We start from the raw sequence: 20204 nt of genomic DNA on the forward strand, positions 1-20204 counted from the left end.
TCGTCGTCGGGCCGGCTCCGTACGCCCTTGTACGTCCCTCACCCGACGGGAGCGCCCCTTCTCGTGGCCACATTCCTCTACAAACTCGGACGGTTCGCCTTCCGGCGACGCCGCTTCGTCGCCCTCATATGGGTGGCGCTGCTGGCCGTCGCCGGAGTCGGCGCCGCCACGGCCTCCTCGCCCGCCGCCGACTCCTTCTCCGTACCGGGGACGGAGTCCCAGAAGACCTTCGACCTGCTGGGCGAGCGCTTCCCCGGCACCAAGGCGGACGGCGCCACCGCGCGCGTGGTCTTCAAGGCGCCCGACGGGCAGCAGGTGACCGCGCCCGCGCAGAAGCAGGCCGTCGAGAAGGTCGTCGGCGAGCTGAAGTCCTCGTCGCCGCAGGTCGCCTCGGTCTCCGACCCGTACCTGGCCAAGGGCGTGGCCCAGGACGGCAAGATCGCCTATGCCCAGGTCACCTACAAGGTCTCCGGCTTCGAGCTGACGGACGACGCGCGCGACGCGCTCCAGGACGCCGCCCGGCACGGCCGGGACGACGGACTGACCGTCGAGATCGGCGGCAACGCGCTCCAGGCGATGCCGGAGACCGGCGCCACCGAGGTCATCGGCATCGTCATCTCCGCCGTCGTCCTCGTCATCACCTTCGGCGCGCTGACAGCCGCCGGCCTGCCGCTGCTCACCGCGCTGATCGGGGTGGGCATCGGCGTCTCGTCGATCACCGCGCTCGGCAGCGTCCTGGACCTGTCCAGCACGACGTCCACCCTCGCCATGATGATCGGCCTCGCCGTCGGCATCGACTACGCGCTGTTCATCGTCTCCCGCTACCGCTCCGAACTGGCCGAGGGCCGCGAGCGGGAGGAAGCGGCCGGACGCGCGGTCGGCACCGCCGGATCCGCCGTGGTCTTCGCCGGACTGACCGTCGTCATCGCGCTCGTGGGCCTGTCGGTGGTCAACATCCCGATGCTCACGAAGATGGGCATCGCGGCGGCCGGCACGGTCGTCATCGCCGTCCTCGTCGCGCTGACCCTCATCCCCGCTCTGCTGGGCTTCGCGGGCAAGCGGGTCCTGAGCCGCAAGGCCCGCAAGGGCGCCCCCGCCGCGGGGGAGGCCGAGGGCGGCAAGCCCAACATGGGCACCCGCTGGGCGCGCTTCGTGCTGCGGCGGCCGGTCGCCGTGCTGCTGGCCGGAGTCGTCGGCCTGGGCGTCATCGCCCTGCCCGCCGGTTCGCTGGAGATGGGCCTGCCGGACGACGGCGCGCAGCCCACCAGCACCACTCAGCGCAAGGCGTACGACCTGCTCTCCGACGGCTTCGGGCCGGGCTTCAACGGCCCGCTGACGCTGGTCGTGGACGGGCAGGGCGGCAAGGACCCGAAGGCGGCGGCCGCCCAGGTCGCCACCACCGTCGCCGAGTTGGACGGCGTCGCGGCCGTCACCCCGCCCACCTTCAACCAGGCCGGGGACACGGCGATGCTGGGCGTCGTCCCGAAGTCCAAGCCGAGCAGCACCGAGACCGAGGACCTGGTCCACGAGATCCGCGGTACGGCGGGTGACGTGGCGCGGGCCGCCGACGCCCGGGCGCTGGTCACCGGCACCACCGCGATGAACATCGACGTCTCCGAGAAGCTCAACGACGCCCTGCTGCCCTACCTGGCGCTGGTGGTCGGCCTGGCCTTCCTGCTGCTGATGGTCGTCTTCCGCTCGGTCCTGGTGCCCTTGAAGGCGGCCCTCGGCTTCCTGCTGTCCGTCGTCGCGGCGCTCGGCGCGGTGGTCGCGGTCTTCCAGTGGGGCTGGCTGTCCGGCCTCTTCGGCGTCGAGCAGACCGGTCCGGTCATGAGCATGATGCCGATCTTCATGGTGGGTGTGGTCTTCGGACTCGCCATGGACTACGAGGTCTTCCTCGTCACGCGGATGCGCGAGGCGTACGTCCACGGGGAGCGGCCCGGACAGGCGGTCGTCACCGGGTTCCGGCACGGCGCGCGGGTGGTCACGGCCGCCGCGGTCATCATGATCTCGGTCTTCGCCGGCTTCATCGGCTCCTCCGAATCCATGATCAAGATGATCGGCTTCGGGCTGGCGGTCGCCGTCTTCTTCGACGCGTTCGTGGTCCGCATGGCCCTCGTCCCCGCCGTTCTCGCCCTCCTCGGCCGCGCGGCGTGGTGGCTGCCCAAGTGGCTCCAGCGCGCCCTGCCCAACGTGGACGTGGAAGGCGAACAGCTCCAGAAGCACCTCGCACCCGAACCGGCCGAGCAGCCGGCACCCGTCAAGGTGTGACGACCCCCGGGGCGGCCGCGTGAGCGGCGCGTCCGCCCCGGCCCGCGCCGCCCCGTGGGGACGGGGCGCGGCGCGGCGCACGGCCCGGCGACGGGTCCCGCCGGAAACGGGACCGCCGCCGGGCCGTGCCGTATCCGTATCTCAGCCGGTGCGCCGGGCCGCGCCACGTCCGCGTCTCAGCCGGTGCGCCGGGCCAGTTCGGGGGACGCGTACACCGCTTCGACCAGCGCGAGGTTGCGGAGGTCGCCGCCGGTCGTGCTGCCCCCGAACTTGTTCATCACATACGCGTACGACAGCCGGTTCTCCGGGTCGGCGAAGGCGAGCGAGCCGCCCGCGCCGCCGTGCCCGAAGGCGGCCTTGTTGGGGCCGAAGTAGCCGAACGCGTTGAGCATGAAGCCGCCGGCCCAGGCGAACGGCAGGGACCCCGGCGCCGCCGCGTCGAGCACCAGGTCGGGCTCGTCGGGCCGGCTCTGCCGTTCCCGCAGGGCCGCGAGGCTGCCGGGGCCGACCAGCTCGCCGTCGGCCAGGGCGCGGTAGACCGTCGCCAGGCCGTGGGCGGTGGCGTTGCCGTTGGCGGCGGGTATCTCGGCCGAGCGGCAGGCGGCGCTGTTCACGTCGCCCATGGGCAGGTGGCCCATGGCGATCGCCAAGGGGGCGAACGGGTGGGCGTCCAGGGACCGTACGGGCCCGTCCGGCAGCCCCGGAAACGCGCCGCTGAGGGTGCCGCCGCCGTCCGGGCCGATCAACTGGGCGCAGCGGCCGTGTTCCGAGGCGGGCGTGCCGATGTAGAGGTCGGCGCCGAGCGGTTCGGTGATCTCCGTACGCAGGAAGGTGCCGAGCGGGACGCCGGTGACGCGGCGTATCACCTCGCCGACCAGGAAGCCGAAGCTGACGGCGTGGTAGCCCTGCGCGGTGCCCGGCTCCCACCACGGTTCGGTGGCGGCCAGGACCGCGCAGGTCTTCTCCCAGTCGTACACGTCCTCTGGCGTCAGCCGCTCCCGCGGGCCGATGAGGCCCGCGCGGTGGGAGAGCAGCCAGCGCACCGGCAGGTCGCCCTTGCCCGCCTGCGCGAACTGCGGCCAGTAGCGGGAGACCGGTGCGTCCAGGTCCAACTCGCCCCGGTCGGCCAGCAGGTGGGCGCAGAGAGCGGTCATACCCTTGCTCGTCGAGTAGACGTTGACCAGCGTGTCGCGCTGCCACGGACGGGCGCCGTCGGCGTCGGCGTGCCCGCCCCACAGGTCGACGACGGACTCGCCGTCCAGGGTCACCGCGAGCGCCGCGCCCACCTCGCCACGCTCGGCGAAGTTGCGCTCGAACTCGGCCCGTACGTTCTCGAATTCGGGGGCACAGGTGCCCTGAACGGCTGCTGTCACAGTGGCCGGCTCCTCACACGGGCAGGACAGTTGCCCTGGCAACCTAACCTCGGCCCGTGGCCCCGTCCAGGGCGGACCTCGCGCACTTGGACGGCCGTGGTCCGTACCGGCGTCAGACCGCGGTGCGCTCCCGGTGCGAGGAGTCCTCGTCCAGCAGCCGCGCCGCCATGCTGTCCAGCGCCCGCGCCAGGCGGGCGCGGTCCTCGGGGTCCTCGGCGGTCCAGCCCTCCAGCCGCTCGTCCAGCCACTCCCGCCAGGCGACGATCAGCCGGTCGGTCTCCCTGCGGCCCGCTTCGGTCGGCTCCAGCCCGCCGTCGTCGCCGTAGCGCGCGTACCCGGACGCCACCACCCGCGAGAAGACCGGCTCCAGCACCTCGTCCGGCATCCGGTGCGCCTGCGCGACGGCGGTCAGCGACGTCCGGCCGTGGATACGCGTACGCCAGTGGATCTGGCCCAGCGCCCACGCCTGGCCGGGCGTGAGCGGACTGCCGGACGCGGCCAGCACCTCCAGGCTCACCGGCCCCTCCGCCTTGCGCATCACCCGCGCCACCGCACGCTCCAACTGCTGGTCGGAGTCGGTGGAATCGGGCGCGGCGAACCCCTCGCCGAGATCACCGGCGGCCGCCCGCGCGCTGTCGCGCAGCGGCACCTCCTTCAGGAACCACGCCACCAGGAACCCGGCCAGCGCGACCGGCACCACCCACTGGAAGACGTGGTTGACGGTGTCCGCGTACGCGTCGATCACCGGCCTGGCCTGCGCAGTGGGCAGCCGGTGCAGCGCCTGCGGGCTGGCGGCGGCCTCCGGGGGCACGCCCGGTGACTTCGCCAGGGCGGCCTTCAGATTGGGGTCGAGGCGGTTGCTGTAGAGGGTGCCGAAGACGGCCGTGCCGAACGACGACCCGAGGGTACGGAAGAAGGTCACACCGGAGGTCGCCGAGCCCAGCTCGTGGTAGTTCACCGTGTTCTGCACGGCGATGGTCAGCACCTGCATGGCCAGGCCGATGCCGAGGCCGAGCACGAACATGTACAGCGACTCCAGCCACACGCCGGTGTCCGCGCCCATGGTCGACATCAGATACAGGCCGAGCGCCATCACCCCGGTACCGGCGATGGGGAAGACCCGGTAGCGGCCGGTGCGGCTGACGACGACGCCGGAGAGCATCGAGGTGCCCAGCAGCCCGGCGACCATCGGCAGGGTCCGTACGCCCGACATGGTCGCCGAGACCCCGTCGACGAACTGGAGATACGTCGGCAGGTACGTCATCGCGCCGAGCATCGCGAAGCCGACGATGAAGCTGAGCACCGAGCAGACGGTGAAGACCGGGTTGCGGAACAGGTGCATCGGGAGCATCGGCTCCTTGGCCCGCAGCTCCACGAACACGAAGGCCGCCAGCAGCAGCACCGATCCCACGAACAGGCCGATGATGACCGGCGAGCCCCAGGCGTACTCATTGCCGCCCCACTCCAGGCCCAGCACCAGGCCGGAGGCGCCCAGCGCGACCAGCACGATGCCGATGTAGTCGATCACCGGGCGCACCGCGGCCCGGACGACCGGCACCGTCCGCGCCGCCATGACGACCATGACGATCGCGACGGGGATGTTGACGTAGAAGCACCAGCGCCAGGAGGCGTGGTCGGTGAACAGGCCGCCCAGCGTGGGCCCGACGACCGTCGTCACCCCGAAGACGGCACCCAGCGCGCCCTGGTACTTGCCGCGTTCGCGCAGCGGGATGACGTCCGCGATCAGCGCCATCGCCGTCACCATCAGCCCGCCGCCCCCGATGCCCTGCACGGCGCGGGCCGCGACCAGCATCAGCATCGAGGTCGAGGCCCCGGCGAGGATCGAGCCGCCGACGAAGACCACCGCACTGACCTGGAAGACGATCTTCCGGCCGAAGAGGTCGCCGAACTTGCCGACCAGCACCGTCGAGACGGTCTCCGCCAGCAGGTACGCCGTCACCACCCACGCCATGTGCCCGCCGCCGCCCAGGTCCGCCACGATCGTGGGCAGCGCGGTGGACACGATCGTCTGGTCCAGGGCGGCCAGCAGCATGCCGAGCACGATCGTGGTGAAGACGAGGTTGGTACGGCGGCGGCCGAGCGCGGGCGGCGTGCTCCGCGCCTCGGGGGAGGGGGCTTGCGCGGCGGCCGTGGTCATGGACCCAAGCCTTTGCGCCCCTGCCCGGGTTCGCCACCTTTTGCCGCTGTGGGGGTGACGCGCCGTAGCCTTTTGGCGCTACGGGCGCTCTTGCGACCCGTTTGCAGTACGGCCACGATGAAGAGGTTGCGCGGCTGAGCGGAGACCCTCATGCACGTACCCGACGGATTCATCGACGCCCCCGTATCGGCCGCCACCGGCGTCCTCGCCGCTGCCGCCGTCGCCGTCAGCCTGCGCGGCGCCCGCCGCGAACTGGGCGGCGCCGGGCCGCCCGCCGCGCTCGGCGCCGAGCGCACCGCACCGCTCGCCGGCCTGGTCGCCGCGTTCGTCTTCGCCGTCCAGATGCTCAACTTCCCCGTCGCCGCCGGGACCAGCGGGCACCTGCTCGGCGGCGCGCTGGCCGCCATCCTCGTCGGCCCGTACACGGGCGTGCTCTGCGTCTCCGTCGTCCTGCTCATGCAGGCCGTGCTCTTCGCGGACGGCGGGCTGACCGCGCTCGGCGTCAACATCACCGACATGGCGGTGGTGACCACCGTCGTCGCGTACGGGATCTTCCGCGGCCTGGTGAAGGCGCTGCCGCGCGGCCGCCGCGCGGTGACGGCCGCCGCCTTCGTGGCCGCCGTGGTCTCCGTACCGGCCGCCGCCGTCGCCTTCACCGGCCTGTACGCGCTGGGCGGCACCACCGACGTACCGATCGGCACCGTCCTCGCGGCGATGACCGGCGTGCACGTCCTCATCGGCATCGGCGAGGCCGCCATCACCGCACTCACCGTCGGTGCGGTCCTCGCCGTGCGCCCCGACCTCGTGTACGGGGCGCGCGGGCTGGCCAAGCCGCTCCAACTGCGGACTTCCCCCTTGGCCGGACCCGCGCCAGGAGCGGAGGCAGGAGCGGGGGAGCGGAAGCCCGGCGGCGGGTCTGCGGCGGCGCCCGGCGCCGGACCGCGGGACGACCGGGCGGCCACCCCGCGGCCGGGCGCGGAGGCCGGGGAGGCCGCCGCGGGTGGCGCCCCGCGGCCCGCCGCCGCCCGGCGCTCCACCCGCCGCCTCTGGCTGGCCGGGGCCGCCGTCGCGCTCGTCTGCGCGGGCGGCGTCAGCTACTACGCCTCCACCAGCCCGGACGGCCTGGAGAAGGTCGCCAGGGACAAGGGCATCGACGCCAGAACCGAGGAACACGCCGCGAAGGACTCCCCGCTGGCCGACTACAGCGTCAAGGACATCGCGGACCCCCGCCTCTCCGGCGGGCTCGCCGGGGTGATCGGGGTGGGCGCGACGCTCGCCGTCGGCACCGGCGTCTTCGTCGTCGTACGGCGCCGCCGGGGCGCGGCCCGGGACGCCGCCGCCACGGACCCCCCGGCGCCCCCGCGGCACACCCCGGAATCGGCCTGACATGGGCGCCGGGCACGCCCACAAGCTCTACCGGCACGGGCACTCGCCGGTGCACGCCCTGCCGCCGCACTGCAAGATCGCGGCCGTGCTCTGCTTCGTCCTGACCGTCGTCGCCACCCCGCGTACCGCCGTCTGGAGCTTCGCCCTGTACGCGCTGCTGCTCGCCGGGGTGGCCGCGGCGGCCCGGGTGCCCGCCGGGTTCCTGCTCAGGCGGCTGCTCATCGAGGTGCCGTTCGTGGCCTTCGCCGTGCTGATGCCGTTCGTCGCCACCGGGCCGCGCGTCCACATCCTGGGGACGGCGCTGAGCGAGCCCGGACTCTGGGGCGCCTGGAACATCCTCGCCAAGGGCACGCTGGGCGTCGCCGCCTCCGTCCTGCTCGCCGCCACCACCGACCTGCGCGGCCTGCTGCTCGGCCTGCAACGGCTGCGGATGCCGCCGCTGCTCGTCCAGATCGCCTCCTTCATGATCCGGTACGGCGACGTCATCGCCGACGAGCTGCGGCGGATGCGCGTCGCCCGCCTCTCCCGCGGCTTCGAGGCGCGCGGCGTACGCCACTGGGGAGTCCTCGCCAAGTCGGCGGGCGCCCTGTTCATCCGCTCCTACGAACGCGGCGAACGCGTCCACCTCGCCATGATCAGCCGCGGCGGCACGGGCCCCCTGCCCGTACCGGACGCCGCCGCGGCGACCGGCGCCCAGTGGACCCGCGCCGCCGCCCTGCCCACCGCCGCCCTCGCCGTATGCCTGCTGGGATGGACCCTGTGAACGACCCCGCGCGCACCCGCGCCACCGCACCCGTACCGGCGGCTGCCGCGCCGCCCCCGGCCTCCGCCTCCGCACCGGCGGCTCCCGCCTCCGCACCGGCGGCCCCCGCGCCGTCCCTGGAGGTCGCCGGGCTCGCCTACGCCTACCCCGACGGGCACCAGGCCCTCTTCGGCGTGGACCTGACCGTGGCCCGCGGCGAGCGGGTCGCGCTGCTCGGCCCCAACGGCGCCGGCAAGACCACCCTCGTCCTGCACCTGAACGGCATCCTCACGCCCGGCGCCGGCACCGTCACGGTCGCCGGGCTGCCCGTGGGCCGACGCCATCTCGCCGAGATCCGCCGCCGCGTCGGCATCGTCTTCCAGGACCCCGACGACCAGCTCTTCATGCCCACCGTCCGCGAGGACGTCGCCTTCGGGCCCGCCGCGGCCGGACTGCGCGGCGCCGAACTGGCGGCGCGGGTCGCCGAGGCACTCGGCCGGGTCGGCATGGCGGACCACGCCGACCGCCCGCCGCACCACCTCTCCTTCGGGCAGCGCCGCCGGGTCGCGGTCGCCACCGTCCTCGCGACGCACCCCGAGATCCTCGTCCTGGACGAGCCGTCCTCCAACCTCGACCCCGCCTCGCGCCGTGAACTCGCGGACATCCTGCGGGCATTGGACGTGACGGTGCTGATGGTCACGCACGACCTGCCGTACGCGCTCGAACTGTGCCCGCGCGCCGTCGTCCTGTCCGAGGGCGTCATCGCCGCCGACGGGCCCACCCAGGACCTGCTGGGCGACACGGAACTGATGGCCGCGCACCGACTCGAACTGCCCTTCGGTTTCGATCCGCGCTCTGTGACGATCCCCACGCCCTGACGGCACCCCCGCACACCGCGTTCGCCGCCGCCCCTGGTCACCAGCACTGATCCGCGCGTTGCACCATTGATAGGTCACAAACGCGACGGATGAGTGGGAAGCGGGAAACAGTGGTGGACGTCCAGGGCACGGTCGCGGACGGCTTCGAGCCGGTCCGGGACGCCTTTGCGGCCAACTTCGCGCGGCGCGGCGAGCGCGGCGCGGCTGTCGCCGTCTACCGGCACGGGCGCAAGATCGTCGACCTGTGGGGCGGCAGCAGGGACGCCGACGGCCCCGCGGACGGCGCCGCCCCCTGGGAGGCCCGCACCGCCCAGATCATCCGCTCCGCCACCAAGGGCGTCGCCGCGATCGTCCCGCTCCTGCTGCACCAGCGCGGCCTGCTCGACCTGGACGCGCCCGTCGGCACGTACTGGCCCGAGTTCAAGGCCGCCGGCAAGGAACGCGTCCTGGTCCGCCACCTCCTCTCGCACCGCGCCGGCCTGCCCGTCCTGGACACCCCGCTCACCCCCGAACAAGCCGTCGACGGCGTCAGCGGCCCCGCCGCCCTCGCCGCCCAGGCCCCCGCCTGGACCCCCGGCGCCGAACACGGCTACCACGCCCGGACCTATGGCTGGCTGCTGGCCGAACTGGTCCGGCGGATCACCGGCCGCACCATCGGCACCTGGATAGCCGACGAGATATCCGGGCCCCTCGGACTGGACCTGTGGGTCGGCGCACCCGCCGACGCCCGGGCCCGGGCCGGCCGCCTCGCCGGCGTCGAGGCACCGGCCCCGCCGGCCGCGGCCGGACTGCGCGTACGCCCCAAACGCGCCGTCACCGACGCCTACCGCGACCCCGCCTCCCTCACCCGGCGCGCCTTCGACGTCATCACCCCGGCCCCCGACGAGAACGCCGACGCCTACCGCGCCGCCGAACTCCCCGCCTCCAACGGCATCGCCACCGCCCGCGCCCTGGCCCGCTGTTACGCGGCGCTCATCGGCCCCGTCGACGGCCACCCCCGCCTCTTCGCGCCGGCCACGCTCACCCTGGCCCGTACGGAGGAGTCGGCGGGCCCCGACCGCACCCTCGTGGTCACCACCCGCTTCGGCCTCGGCTACATGCTGCACGGCCCCGCCTCGCCGCTCCTGGCCCCCGGCTCCTTCGGCCACCCCGGCCGCGGCGGCTGCCTGGCCTTCGCCGACCCGGAGTCCGGTACGGCCTTCGGCTACGTCACCAACGGGATGCAGCAGAACGTCACGGCCGACCCCCGCGCCCAGGCGCTGGTACGGGGCCTGCGGGCGGCGCTGGAAGGCTGAGTCCGGTCTTCGGGGCCCGCCTCGGTTCCGCGTCGGTGACGCTCCCGGGGCACTGCACGGGTGTGCCCCCGCACGACCGTCCGCCCACGACAACGCGTCCACCAGGTCGGACAGTTCATCCCCGCGCGCTGTCGCCGTGCGGAGAGACCGAGCGCTCGTTCAGGGGGCGCCGAGCTTGCTCACCACGGCGCGCGTGGCGGAGCGCGCAGTGCGCGCGGTCTCGATGGCACGGGTGCGTGCTCGGAAGCCGGCTCGCCGGCCCAGGCCGATCGAACGGCGACCGGGCCCGCGCCGGAGCAGGTCCTGGTAGAGGTCCTGGTGCCGCTCGGCTATGAGGGAGGGGTCGAAGCGGGCCGCGTTCCGCAGCGCCGCCTCGCCCATGCGCCGGCGCAGCCGGTCGTCGTCCACGAGGGCGAGCAGCGCCGCGGCCATGCCGCCGACGTCGCCGGTGGGCACCAGGCAGCCGTCGACGCCGTCCTCGATGATCTCGCGCGGTCCGACGGGGCAGTCCGTCGAGACGACGGGCAGACCACAGCGCATCGCCTCGACGAGGGTCATGCCGAACGACTCGCGATCGGAAGCCGAGGCGGCGATCGACCCCTTCACCCATTCCGGTTCGAGGGGGTCGGCCTTGCCCATGAGATGCACCTTGCCGCACAGCCCGAGTTCACTGATCAGACGGGTGAGGGGTTCCTTCTCATTGCCCGTGGTGTCGCCTTCGCCGAAGATGCGGAGTTGCCAGTCCGGGTGCTTGTCGGCCACTTCGGCGAATGCCCTGACCAGAATGTCGTATCGCTTGAGCGGAATCAGCCGCCCCGCCGCGATGATGACCTTGCCGCTGCCGTCGGCAGGCTCGACGGAAACCGGCGGGACACTGTTCGGTATCGCCTCCACCCGCACTCCCGGGAAATGGAGCCGCCGATACGATCGGGCGTCGGACTCGGACACCGTGGTGATGGCGTCCAGCAACCGATAGCGATGGCGTATCTCGTGCCGCAGCCGGAAACCATGACCCGAGAACGTCAGATGCTCCTGCCCCACACGGATACCGGCCGCGCGCGTCTGGCGAGCGATGTGCGTGTTGAGACCGGGCCGGGTCCCGACGACCACGTCGGCCTCCAGCCGCGACAGGTAGTGCCCGATACGGGAATCCGTGAGACGGCTGTACTGCCTGTGCCGTCCGTCCGCGCGAGGGAAGATCCTGGCGGGCTCCGCGTGCCGGGGGTCCGCGCCCTCGAAACCGGCGGACGCGGCACGCAGGTCCACCAGAGGGTTCAGCCGCACCTTCGCCGGCACATCCATCACCGGCACATCGCGGTGCCGGAACACCGACGTGATCTCCACATCATGCTGCTCGGCCAACACCGCGGCGAGATTGTACGTGGCCCGAATCGTGCCGCCGATGCCGTAGGCGTTGTGAATGAGAAAGGCAATGTGCATGGCCGGACAACCTTCGAGCATCGTGAGTTCGGGCCTTTTCCGCTTCCGCGACGGCCAGGCCGATGGGACGGCACCGATACGCGCAGCGGGGCTTTCCGGCGCGGCGCCGGATGAGCTGGACGGCCGCATTCTGCGCACACCGTCCCGAAGAAAACCTGAAGATCCGCCGCCGGTGTCCGGCCCTGCCGGGACCCTGAAGATTCCTTAAGAAACCAAAAGGGGAAAGTGTGCCAGGCTTGCCGGTGTGCACCGCATTCTGCTCGTCGAGGACGATCCCCAGGTCGGCCCCGCCATTCGGCGGGGCCTGACCGCCGAGGGCTACACCGTGGAGGTCGCCACCGACGGCGCCACCGGACTGGACATCGCGCTGGCCGGGGAGCACGACGTGATCATCCTGGACGTGATGCTGCCCCGCCTCCACGGCTACGGGGTGTGCGGCCGGCTGCGGGCCGCCGGCATCACCACACCGGTACTGATGCTGACCGCGAAGGACGGCGAGTACGACGAAGCCGAGGGACTGGACACCGGAGCCGACGACTACCTCACCAAGCCGTTCTCCTACGTCGTCCTCCTCTCCCGGCTGCGGGCCCTCCTGCGGCGCGGCGGCCGCACCGGCACCTCACCCGTGCTGTGCCACGGCGACCTGTGGATCGACCTGGCCACCCGCCGGGCCGGCCGCGGCGCCACCGCCGTGCACCTCACCGGCAAACAGTTCGGCGTGCTCGCCGCGCTGATCCGCGCCGAGGGGCGGGTGCTGTCCAAGGGCGAGATCCTCGACGAGGTGTGGGACCCGGCCTTCCGCGGTGACGCCTCGATCGTCGAGGTGTACGTCTCCGCGCTCCGCCGCAAGATCGACACCCCTTTCGGGACCCGTTCGATCGAGACCGTCCGCGGTTACGGCTACCGCCTGGCTCCCCTGGGGAGCTCCGGTGAGTGAGCGCGCCGTTCCCCCGGGAGGCCCGGGAAGCCCGGGCCGGACGGCGGCGCACGGGCCGCGGGCCGGGGTGCTGCGACGGGTACCGACCGAGGCCCGGGCCGCGATCCTCGCGGGGCTCGCCGCCTGCGTCGTCTTCACCGCCGGAGCGTGGTGGCTGCGCGGCCACGTCTACGACGAGACCCTCCGGCAGACCGCCGGCCTCGCCGCGGTCCAGGCCCGCACCACCGCGGCGACCGAGGCGACCACGGACCAGAGCCACGTCTTCGAGCAGGGCTTCTGGCCCAAGATCGAAATCGACGACAGCGGACGCCTCCACCCCGCCGCCGGCATCGCCGTCGCCCTGGACGGCCTCGATGAACTACTGCCGCCCGCCCCACCCGACGCCGGCTCCGACTGGACCCGCACCGCCACCCTCGACGTCGAGCGGACCCGCGGCCTCGCGCACCGGTGGCACGCCCAGGTCGAGGCCGCCCTCCCCCGGGGCGACGACCCCGCCGCCGCGACCCTCCGCAAGCAGGCCCACCAACGCATCGAACGCCTGCTCCACCGAGACGTCACCGCCGTCGCCGCCCGCTACACCCTCTCCGCGCACCGCTGCACCGACCCCGCCGACGCACCGGGCAGGTGCCGACGCACCGTCTACCACCTGGTCCTGCCCGACGACGCCGACGCGGCCGTCGCCTCGCTCGATGCGCCCCTGAAGGCCGGCGTCCCCGCCGCCGCCCTGGTCGTGGCGGCCACCGCCTGGATCACCACCCGCCGGTCCCTGCATCCCGTCGAGGCCATCCGCGCGCAGGTGGCGGACATCACCGACACCACCGACCTGCACCGGCGGGTTCCCGTACCGGTGGCCCGGGACCGTATCCGTGCTCTGGCCGAGACCACGAACACCACCTTGAACCACCTCGAAGAAGCCGCCGAACGGCAACGCCGCTTCGTCGCCGACGCCTCCCACGAACTCCGCTCCCCCCTCACGGCCCTGCACACCCAGCTCGAAATCGCCCTCGCCCACCCCGAACACCTCACCGAAGCCGTCCTCGACGCCCTCAAGGCCACCGACCGGCTCCGCCGCGTCACCGACGACCTCCTCTATCTCGCCCGTCCCGACACAGCCGAGCCCCGGGACGTCGTCGACCTGGTCGAGATCGCCCACGAACTCGCCCACGAATACGGCCACCACGGCCACCCGATCACCCTCGGGTCCTTCCCCGAGGAAGCGCCCGCGAGCGGTGACGCCCTCCAGCTCCACCGGCTCCTGCGCAACCTCCTCGACAACGCCCACCGGCACGCCGCCGACCGTGTCACGGTCACCATCGCCCCCCACGAGGACGGCTGGGACGTCTCCGTGCACAACGACGGCGCCCCGCTCGCCCCCCAGGACCTGGAACGGGTCTTCGAGCGCTTCACCCGCCTCGACGAGGCCCGCGCCCGCGACACCGGCGGCAGCGGCCTCGGCCTGGCCATCGCCCGCGACATCGCTCACCGCCACCACGGCACACTCACCGCCCACACCCACCACCCCGGTCCCGGCACCACCTTCACCCTCCACCTCCCGGCGACGGACACCTCACCGTGACAGCCGCCTCGCCCCCACCAGGCAGCCCGCCGGCTCCACGGATGACGTAGCCGTTGTCCCGTCCCCTCCCGCCTGCACACGGTGCGGGCCGACGGCGACTGCCGCGCCACCTCGGCCACGCCGCGGTCTGTTGCTCGCGGGGCCCGTGCGTCAGGGTGGGCGCATGAGGCGATTCGACGGTTACCGCGTCCTGATCACCGGTGCGGGCCAGGGCATCGGCGAGGCCACCGCCCGGCGGCTCGCCGCCGAGGGAGCGCGGGTCCTGGTCACCGACCTGGACGGGGAGCGGGCCGAGAAGGCGGCCGCCCGCATCCGGGACCACGCCGACGTACGGGAGCACGGCGGCACCGCCGAGGCGCTCGCCTGCGACGTCGCGGACCGCGCCGCCGTCGAGGCGGCCGTCACGCACGCCGTGCGGCGCTTCGGCGGGCTCGACGTGCTGGTCAACAACGCCTGCCGGTGCCTGCCCGACCCCCCGCTCTTCGAGGACCACCGGGACGACGACTGGGCCGGTGACCTGGACGTCACCCTCAACGGCGCCTTCCGCTGCGCCCGCGCCGCCCTGCCCCACCTGGCCGCCGCCGGCGGCCGCGGCGCGATCGTCAGCGTCGGCTCGGTCAACGGCGAGCAGGACTTCGGCAACCACGCCTACAGCGCCGCCAAGGCGGGCCTGGCCTCCCTCACCCGCACCCTCGCGGGCGAGGCGGCCGGGCGGGGCGTACGGGTCAACCTGGTCGCGCCCGGCACGGTCGACACCCCCAACTGGGGAGACCGCCCCGAAGCGCTGGAGCGCGCCGCGGCCGAGTACCCCCTGGGCCGCGTCGGCCGCCCCGACGACATCGCCGCCGCCGTGGCCTTCCTGGCCTCCGCCGACGCCGCCTGGATCACCGGCGTCACCCTCCCGGTGGACGGCGGCATCCTGATCGCCAACACGCCCCTGCGCCGGGCGCTGCGCGGCGAGCCGGACCCGGGCTGAGCCGGACCCGGGCCGACCCGGAGGGCGGGACCTAGCGCAGCATCAGGGCGATTCCCGCGACCATCAGCCCCGCCGCCGCGAGGCGCGGGGCGCCGAAACGTTCCTTGAAGAACAGGGTGCCGATGGCCGCGCCGACGATGATCGACGACTCGCGCAGCGCGGCGACCGGCGCCAGCGGGGCCCGCGTCTGGGCCCACAGCACCAGGCCGTACGCGAAGACGGACAGCACGCCGCCGGCCGCGCCGCGCAGGGCCACCGGGCGGAGCTGGGCGAGCAGCAGACCGCGGCGGGTGGCCAGCGCGTACGCGGGGATCGCCACGCCTTCGAGGATCATCAGCCAGGCGATGTAGCCGAGCGGGGTGCCGGAGGCGCGGACGCCGACACCGTCCACCGTCGTGTACGAGGCGATGGCCAGCCCGGTGGCGAGGGCGGCCACGATGGCCGGCCAGTGCGGCTTCGTACCGGAACCCCGGATGCCCCACAGGGCCACGCCGACCAGGCCCACCGAGGCGAGCACGACGCCGGCCAGCGCCCAGGCGTCGGGCAGCTCCCCGACGAAGACGGCGGCGAGGACCGTGACGACGAGCGGTGCGGTGCCCCGGGCGATGGGATACATCTGCCCGAACTCGCCCAGGTGGAAGGACCGCATCAGCAGTACCTGGTAGACGACGTGCAGCACGGCGGAGGCGGCGAGCGGTAGCCAGGCGCCGGCCGCGGGCAGCGGCGTGCAGCAGGCCAGCACCGCGCCGCAGACCGCACCGCCGCCGCCGACCAGCGTGAAGGCGACCAACTGGTCCTTGATGTGGTGCGCGATCGCGTTCCAGCTCGCGTGCGTGACGGCGGCGACCAGGACCGCCGCGACGACCCAGGGGCTCATGCGGTCCGCCCGCGCGCGTGGACGGACCGGTTGCGGGCGTACGGGGCCGGGAACCCGGCGGCGCCGGGGGCCGGTGGGCGGGTGGCGTGGTGACCGTACGGGGAAGGGCACATGGCCCGCACGCTAGCTGTCGCTGTACGGGCCACGCGATGGCCGGCGGGAGGGGTGTGCGAGATCACTCCGGGGCGGCCGCCGCGGAGCGGCGGCTCAGCCCGCCGAGAGGATCGAGCGGACGACCGGGCCGGCGTTCGAGCCGCCGTGGCCGCTGGCCGGGACGACGGCCGCCGCCGCGATGTCGCCGCGGTAGGCGGTGAACCAGGCGTTCGGCTTCTCCTGCCCGTCGACCTCGGCCGAACCGGTCTTCGCGCCGATGTCACCGCTGAGCCCGGACATCGCCTCCGCCGCCGTACCGGAGGTGGCGGTCAGCTTCATCAGCGACTTCAGCGCGGACGCGGTGGCCGGCTTCATCGAGCGCGGGGCCTTGGCCAGGGCGCGGCCGTCCAGCGAGGGCGCGACGATGTACGGCTGGTGGAAGCCGCCGTTCTGCACGGTCGCCGCGACCGAGGCGACGGTCAGCGGGTTCATCCGCACCCCGCCCTGCCCGATCAGCGAGGCGGCCATCTGCGCGTCGCTCTGCACCGGCACCGCGCCGTCGAAGGTCGGGATGCCCGTCTGCCAGTTCAGGCCGATGCCGAAGACGTCGCGGGCCTGCTTGGTCAGGTCGTCGTTCGCCAGCTTCTCCGCCATCGAGATGAAGGCGTTGTTGCAGGACGCGGCGAAGCTCTGCGCGAAGGTGCCGTTCTTGATCTCGGTCTTGTTCAGGTTCTGGAACTTCCAGCCGCCGACCGTCACGAACTTCTCGCACGGGTGCGGCTTGTCCGGCGCCGTCAGTCCCTTGTCGATGAGCATCGACGCCGTGACGACCTTCATCGTCGAGCCGGGTGCCAGCGAGCCCTGGGCTGCCGTGTTGAAGCCCTTCTCCGGCGAGTTGGCGAGGGCCAGGATCTCGCCGGTGCTCGGCTTGAGGGCGACCGCGGACGCCTTCGGCTTGCCCTTGACCGCCTTCTCCGCCGCCGCCTGCACCTTGGCGTCCAGGGTGGTCTTCAGGGTGCCCGGCTTGCCCTTGGAGAGCACCTTGAGCGTCTCGTCGGGCTTCTGGGTCGCCTTGTCGCCGGCGGCCCGGTGGATAAACAGCTCCACGCCGGGCTTGCCGTCCGTCTTCCTGCCGTACTTGTCGCGCAGGCTGTCCAGCACCCCGGCCAGCGCCGGGTGCGCCTCCTTGGTCAGCTCGGTGCCGTTGCGGTCCACGGCTCTGATGGGCGGCGCCTCGGACTCGCCGGTCCGCAGCACGTCGCCCTTGCCCAGCTTCGGGTGCAGGACGCCGGGCGCCCAGGCGACCCGCGGTTCGCCGGTGCGCTGGTCGCGCTTGACGGTCAGTGAGGTGCCGTACGAGACGGGAGCCTTCAGGCCCTTGTACGAGATCTGGGCGGCGACGGTGTAGGCGACCTTGTCACCGGTGGCCTTGCCCGGGGTGAGCTTCAGGTCCGTGAAGTGGGTCTGCTTCGGGAACGCGGCCAGCCCGGCGGTGGCCGACTTCACGTCGTCGGTGAGGGCGGCGGCCCGGTCGGCGGCGCCCGCCTTCCAGGCGTCGAGGAACTTCCCCGCGGTGCCGGTCACTTCCTCGGCGGACAGCGGACCGGACTTCACCTCGGGCGCTCCGTCGCCGGGCTTGCCGTCCCGGGCCGCGCGGACCTCCTGGGCCTGGTCGTCGCCGGACCCGCCGAGCAGCGTGTAGCCGCCGACGCCGCCCAGGACCAGGGCGACCGCCCCGCCGATCAGCCCGTACCTCACCTCACGGCGCATGTCACCGATCCCCTCCCGAATCCTCGTTCTTCAGCACGCACACAAGAACGTGCAGCGCACTCTATGGGACACGGGGTGTTGGAGTGAGTCTCGGCCCTGTGACGCGTGCGACGCGGGCGCCCCACGCGTCCCTTCAGATGGCCGGCTGCTGCGACGGGGGCCGGCGCTGCCCGGCACTGCCCGGCGATCACCTCCACCGCCGTCACGCGGAAGACCACCGTCTTCTGCCCGTCGACCTCGGTCGTGGCCTGGAGGCCGGTCGCGTTGCCGAGCAGCGGGTTGTCGCTCTCCTGCCAGGTCAGACCCGGGTAGTGCTGCCGTCCGCCCCAGATCCCGGCTTCCTCTCCGGCCTGTTCGATGTCGAGGAAAGTCGAGACAGTCGAGGAAAGTCGAGGAAAGTCGAGGAAAGCGGCGAGCGCCGGCTCCTTGCAGGCGGGCGCGACGGTACGCAGCGCACCGTGGTCCTCGGCCTGTTCCGGCTTGTTGTGCTCGACGACGTACACGGTCTTCGGGGTGCTCAATGGGTCCCTCCCTGGCCGCCCGGGGCCACAGGATGACGATCGGCATTGACCGGCATCGCTCGATGACGGCCAAGTATGACCACCGTTGCTGCGCGGACGGCGCTTTCGGTGTACGGGTCCGGGGCGTGTCGAGTGCCGTGGCCTAGACCCAGGTGTCGAACCACATCCGGTTGTGCCAGGCGCTCTTGGGGATCGGCTGGCCCGTGTAGATCGGGTAGAAGTAGATGAAGTTCCAGATGATGAGCAGGACGAGTACCCCGGCACCGACCGCGCCGACCGCGCGCCGCCGCTCGCTCGACCCCGGCGGCCCGAGGATCGCGCCGATCATCATGGCCAGCGCCAGGCACACGAACGGCACGAACACCACCGCGTAGAACAGGAAGATGGTCCGGTCCTGGTACAGGAACCAGGGCAGGTACCCCGCGGCGATGCCGCAGGCGATGGCGCCCGCCCGCCAGTCCCGCTTGAACAGCCAGCGGTAGAGCACGTACAGGATCGCGAAACAGCCCGCCCACCACAGCAGCGGAGTACCCAGCGCGAGCACCTCCCGCGCACAGCCCTCGGCCGCCGTACAGCCGTCGTGCCCCATCTTGGGGTCCTCGTAGAAGTACGAGACGGGACGGCCCTGCACCAGCCAGCTCCAGGGGTTGGACTGGTAGGTGTGCGGCGTGGACAGGCCCTTGTGGAAGTCGTAGACCTCCGTCTCGTAATGCCACAGGCTGCGCAGCCAGTCCGGCAGCCACTGCCAGCCGCCCGCCCGCCCCTCGGGCGTGGCGGTGGCCCAGTCGCGGTGGTAGCCGCCCTTGGTGACCAGCCAGCCGGTCCACGTCACCAGGTACGCGGCCAGGCCCACCACGACGGTCGAGACGAAGGCGGGCAGGACGTCCCGGCGCAGCACCGCGCGTACGGGGTGCCGGGCACCGGCCGTGCGCCGCGCGGCCACGTCCCACAGCACCGACAGCACGGCGAACGCCGCCAGGTAGTACAGGCCGTTCCACTTGCTCGCGGCGGACAGCCCCAGGCACACCCCGGCCGCCAGCCGCCACGGCCGCCACCCCAGCCGCAGCCGGTCGCCGGCCTTCTCGTCCGGCCGTGCCAGCCCGTCCGCGCCGACCGGCAGCGCCGCCGCCAGCCGCGCCCGGGTACGGTCCCGGTCCACCAGCAGACAGCCGAACGCCGCCACCACCCAGAACATGACGATGAGGTCCAGCAGCGCGGTACGGCTCATCACGAAGTGCAGGCCGTCCACCGCCAGCAGGACGCCCGCCAGGCAGCCCAGGGCGGTGGAGCGCGTCAGCCGGCGGCCGATACGGCAGATCATCAGCACCGACAGGGTGCCGAGCAGCGCCACCATGAAGCGCCAGCCGAAGGGGTTCATCCCGAACGCCCATTCGCCCAGTGCGATCATCCACTTGCCCAGCGGCGGGTGGACGACGTACGAGTGCTCGGGCGAGAGCAGGATCTCCGGGGGGTTGGCCACCAGCGCGTCGTTGGCGTTCTTCGCCCAGGTCCCCTCGTACCCGTACTGCAACAGCGACCAGGCGTCCTTGGGGTAGTACGTCTCGTCGAATATCACCTTCGCCGGGCTGCCCAGGTTCCAGAACCGCAGCAGACCGGCGAAGAGCGCGACCAGCAGCGGACCGCCCCAGCCCGACCAGCGCGCCAGCCGGCCGGCGGCGGCCGGGCCCAGGCCCAGCACCGTCCACACCCGCGTCCCCGGCCCGGGGAACGCCGGCACCAGCCGCTCGCGGGCGTCGGCCTGCGGCTGACCGGCGTATCCGAACCGGCGCAGCCTGCGCTGCCACCGGCCGGGCCGGCCGGCGGGCTCCTCGGCGCGGGGGGCGTCTGTCGCGGTGGTGTCACTCGTCACCGGCCCATCGTAGGGAAGCGGTCTGTGCGGGACGCGGGGGC

General features: G+C 73.1%; 15 protein-coding genes. 8 read left to right on the forward strand and 7 right to left on the reverse strand.

Features of this window, described 5'->3' with window-relative positions; all coding sequences use genetic code 11:
• Window positions 1-63: 63 nt before the first annotated feature.
• Window positions 64-2271, forward strand: coding sequence for an MMPL family transporter (locus tag ACH4EB_RS15860; protein ID WP_398348019.1), 2208 nt, complete (start codon window positions 64-66; stop codon window positions 2269-2271).
• A 176-nt stretch (window positions 2272-2447) separates the two neighbouring features.
• Here ACH4EB_RS15860 and ACH4EB_RS15865 read toward each other — a convergent pair whose 3' ends face one another.
• Window positions 2448-3644: a serine hydrolase domain-containing protein gene (locus ACH4EB_RS15865; RefSeq protein ID WP_398348020.1), complete on the reverse strand. Its 1197-nt coding sequence runs from the start codon at window positions 3642-3644 to the stop codon at window positions 2448-2450.
• A gap of 112 nt (window positions 3645-3756) precedes the next feature.
• A complete protein-coding gene (locus ACH4EB_RS15870) occupies window positions 3757-5802 on the reverse strand; it encodes a DHA2 family efflux MFS transporter permease subunit (protein WP_398348022.1) in 2046 nt (681 codons plus the stop codon).
• Window positions 5803-5952: 150 nt separating this feature from the next.
• Here ACH4EB_RS15870 and ACH4EB_RS15875 point away from each other — a divergent pair, with 150 nt between their 5' ends.
• The 4 genes from ACH4EB_RS15875 to ACH4EB_RS15890 all read left to right on the forward strand — a co-directional run bounded on the left by ACH4EB_RS15875 (window position 5953) and on the right by ACH4EB_RS15890 (window position 10103).
• A complete protein-coding gene (locus ACH4EB_RS15875; RefSeq protein WP_398348023.1) occupies window positions 5953-7188 on the forward strand; it encodes an energy-coupling factor ABC transporter permease in 1236 nt (411 codons plus the stop codon).
• A 1-nt stretch (window position 7189) separates the two neighbouring features.
• Complete coding sequence (cbiQ, locus tag ACH4EB_RS15880) at window positions 7190-7951, forward strand: cobalt ECF transporter T component CbiQ (RefSeq protein WP_398348024.1); 762 nt, start codon at window positions 7190-7192, stop codon at window positions 7949-7951.
• On the forward strand, window positions 7939-8808 hold the full coding sequence (locus ACH4EB_RS15885; RefSeq protein WP_398348025.1) for an energy-coupling factor ABC transporter ATP-binding protein: 870 nt from the start codon (window positions 7939-7941) through the stop codon (window positions 8806-8808). The genes cbiQ and ACH4EB_RS15885 overlap by 13 nt, the downstream gene beginning before the upstream one ends.
• 89 nt (window positions 8809-8897) lie before the next feature.
• The gene (locus ACH4EB_RS15890) at window positions 8898-10103 is read left to right on the forward strand and encodes a serine hydrolase domain-containing protein (RefSeq protein WP_398348026.1); all 1206 of its coding nucleotides are present in this window, start codon (window positions 8898-8900) and stop codon (window positions 10101-10103) included.
• Window positions 10104-10262: 159 nt separating this feature from the next.
• On the opposite strand, the gene ACH4EB_RS15895 is transcribed toward ACH4EB_RS15890, so the two are convergent.
• Window positions 10263-11543, reverse strand: coding sequence for a glycosyltransferase family 4 protein (locus tag ACH4EB_RS15895; RefSeq protein WP_398348027.1), 1281 nt, complete (start codon window positions 11541-11543; stop codon window positions 10263-10265).
• A gap of 244 nt (window positions 11544-11787) precedes the next feature.
• Here ACH4EB_RS15895 and ACH4EB_RS15900 point away from each other — a divergent pair, with 244 nt between their 5' ends.
• The 3 genes from ACH4EB_RS15900 to ACH4EB_RS15910 all read left to right on the forward strand — a co-directional run bounded on the left by ACH4EB_RS15900 (window position 11788) and on the right by ACH4EB_RS15910 (window position 15032).
• Window positions 11788-12480 carry a response regulator transcription factor gene (locus ACH4EB_RS15900; protein ID WP_398348028.1) on the forward strand — a complete coding sequence of 231 codons (693 nt, stop codon included), beginning with the start codon at window positions 11788-11790 and terminating at the stop codon, window positions 12478-12480.
• The gene (locus ACH4EB_RS15905; protein ID WP_398348029.1) at window positions 12473-14056 is read left to right on the forward strand and encodes a sensor histidine kinase; all 1584 of its coding nucleotides are present in this window, start codon (window positions 12473-12475) and stop codon (window positions 14054-14056) included. Before ACH4EB_RS15900 ends, ACH4EB_RS15905 begins: the two co-directional genes overlap by 8 nt.
• 163 nt (window positions 14057-14219) lie before the next feature.
• Complete coding sequence (locus tag ACH4EB_RS15910; RefSeq protein ID WP_398348030.1) at window positions 14220-15032, forward strand: SDR family NAD(P)-dependent oxidoreductase; 813 nt, start codon at window positions 14220-14222, stop codon at window positions 15030-15032.
• A 31-nt stretch (window positions 15033-15063) separates the two neighbouring features.
• Here ACH4EB_RS15910 and ACH4EB_RS15915 read toward each other — a convergent pair whose 3' ends face one another.
• The 4 genes from ACH4EB_RS15915 to ACH4EB_RS15930 all read right to left on the reverse strand — a co-directional run bounded on the left by ACH4EB_RS15915 (window position 15064) and on the right by ACH4EB_RS15930 (window position 20163).
• Window positions 15064-15909, reverse strand: coding sequence for an EamA family transporter (locus ACH4EB_RS15915; RefSeq protein ID WP_398348031.1), 846 nt, complete (start codon window positions 15907-15909; stop codon window positions 15064-15066).
• A 207-nt stretch (window positions 15910-16116) separates the two neighbouring features.
• Window positions 16117-17772 carry a penicillin-binding transpeptidase domain-containing protein gene (locus ACH4EB_RS15920; protein WP_398348032.1) on the reverse strand — a complete coding sequence of 552 codons (1656 nt, stop codon included), beginning with the start codon at window positions 17770-17772 and terminating at the stop codon, window positions 16117-16119.
• Window positions 17757-18293 (reverse strand): hypothetical protein, encoded by a 537-nt coding sequence (locus ACH4EB_RS15925; protein ID WP_398348033.1) that lies wholly within the window; start codon window positions 18291-18293, stop codon window positions 17757-17759. Before ACH4EB_RS15925 ends, ACH4EB_RS15920 begins: the two co-directional genes overlap by 16 nt.
• A gap of 142 nt (window positions 18294-18435) precedes the next feature.
• On the reverse strand, window positions 18436-20163 hold the full coding sequence (locus tag ACH4EB_RS15930) for a dolichyl-phosphate-mannose--protein mannosyltransferase (RefSeq protein WP_398348034.1): 1728 nt from the start codon (window positions 20161-20163) through the stop codon (window positions 18436-18438).
• Between the last annotated feature and the right edge of the window lie 41 nt (window positions 20164-20204).

Source organism: Streptomyces sp. NPDC018045 (assembly GCF_044327445.1).
Classification (GTDB): domain Bacteria; phylum Actinomycetota; class Actinomycetes; order Streptomycetales; family Streptomycetaceae; genus Streptomyces.

Coding starts and splice junctions, on each gene's coding strand:
- ACH4EB_RS15870 (WP_398348022.1), bottom strand. CDS start 5,802: ATGACCACGGCCGCCGCGCAAGCCCCCTCCCCCGAGGCGCGGAGCACG.
- ACH4EB_RS15875 (WP_398348023.1), top strand. CDS start 5,953: ATGCACGTACCCGACGGATTCATCGACGCCCCCGTATCGGCCGCCACC.
- ACH4EB_RS15890 (WP_398348026.1), top strand. CDS start 8,898: ATGAGTGGGAAGCGGGAAACAGTGGTGGACGTCCAGGGCACGGTCGCG.
- cbiQ (WP_398348024.1), top strand. CDS start 7,190: ATGGGCGCCGGGCACGCCCACAAGCTCTACCGGCACGGGCACTCGCCG.
- ACH4EB_RS15920 (WP_398348032.1), bottom strand. CDS start 17,772: ATGCGCCGTGAGGTGAGGTACGGGCTGATCGGCGGGGCGGTCGCCCTG.
- ACH4EB_RS15885 (WP_398348025.1), top strand. CDS start 7,939: ATGGACCCTGTGAACGACCCCGCGCGCACCCGCGCCACCGCACCCGTA.
- ACH4EB_RS15895 (WP_398348027.1), bottom strand. CDS start 11,543: ATGCACATTGCCTTTCTCATTCACAACGCCTACGGCATCGGCGGCACG.
- ACH4EB_RS15915 (WP_398348031.1), bottom strand. CDS start 15,909: ATGAGCCCCTGGGTCGTCGCGGCGGTCCTGGTCGCCGCCGTCACGCAC.
- ACH4EB_RS15910 (WP_398348030.1), top strand. CDS start 14,220: ATGAGGCGATTCGACGGTTACCGCGTCCTGATCACCGGTGCGGGCCAG.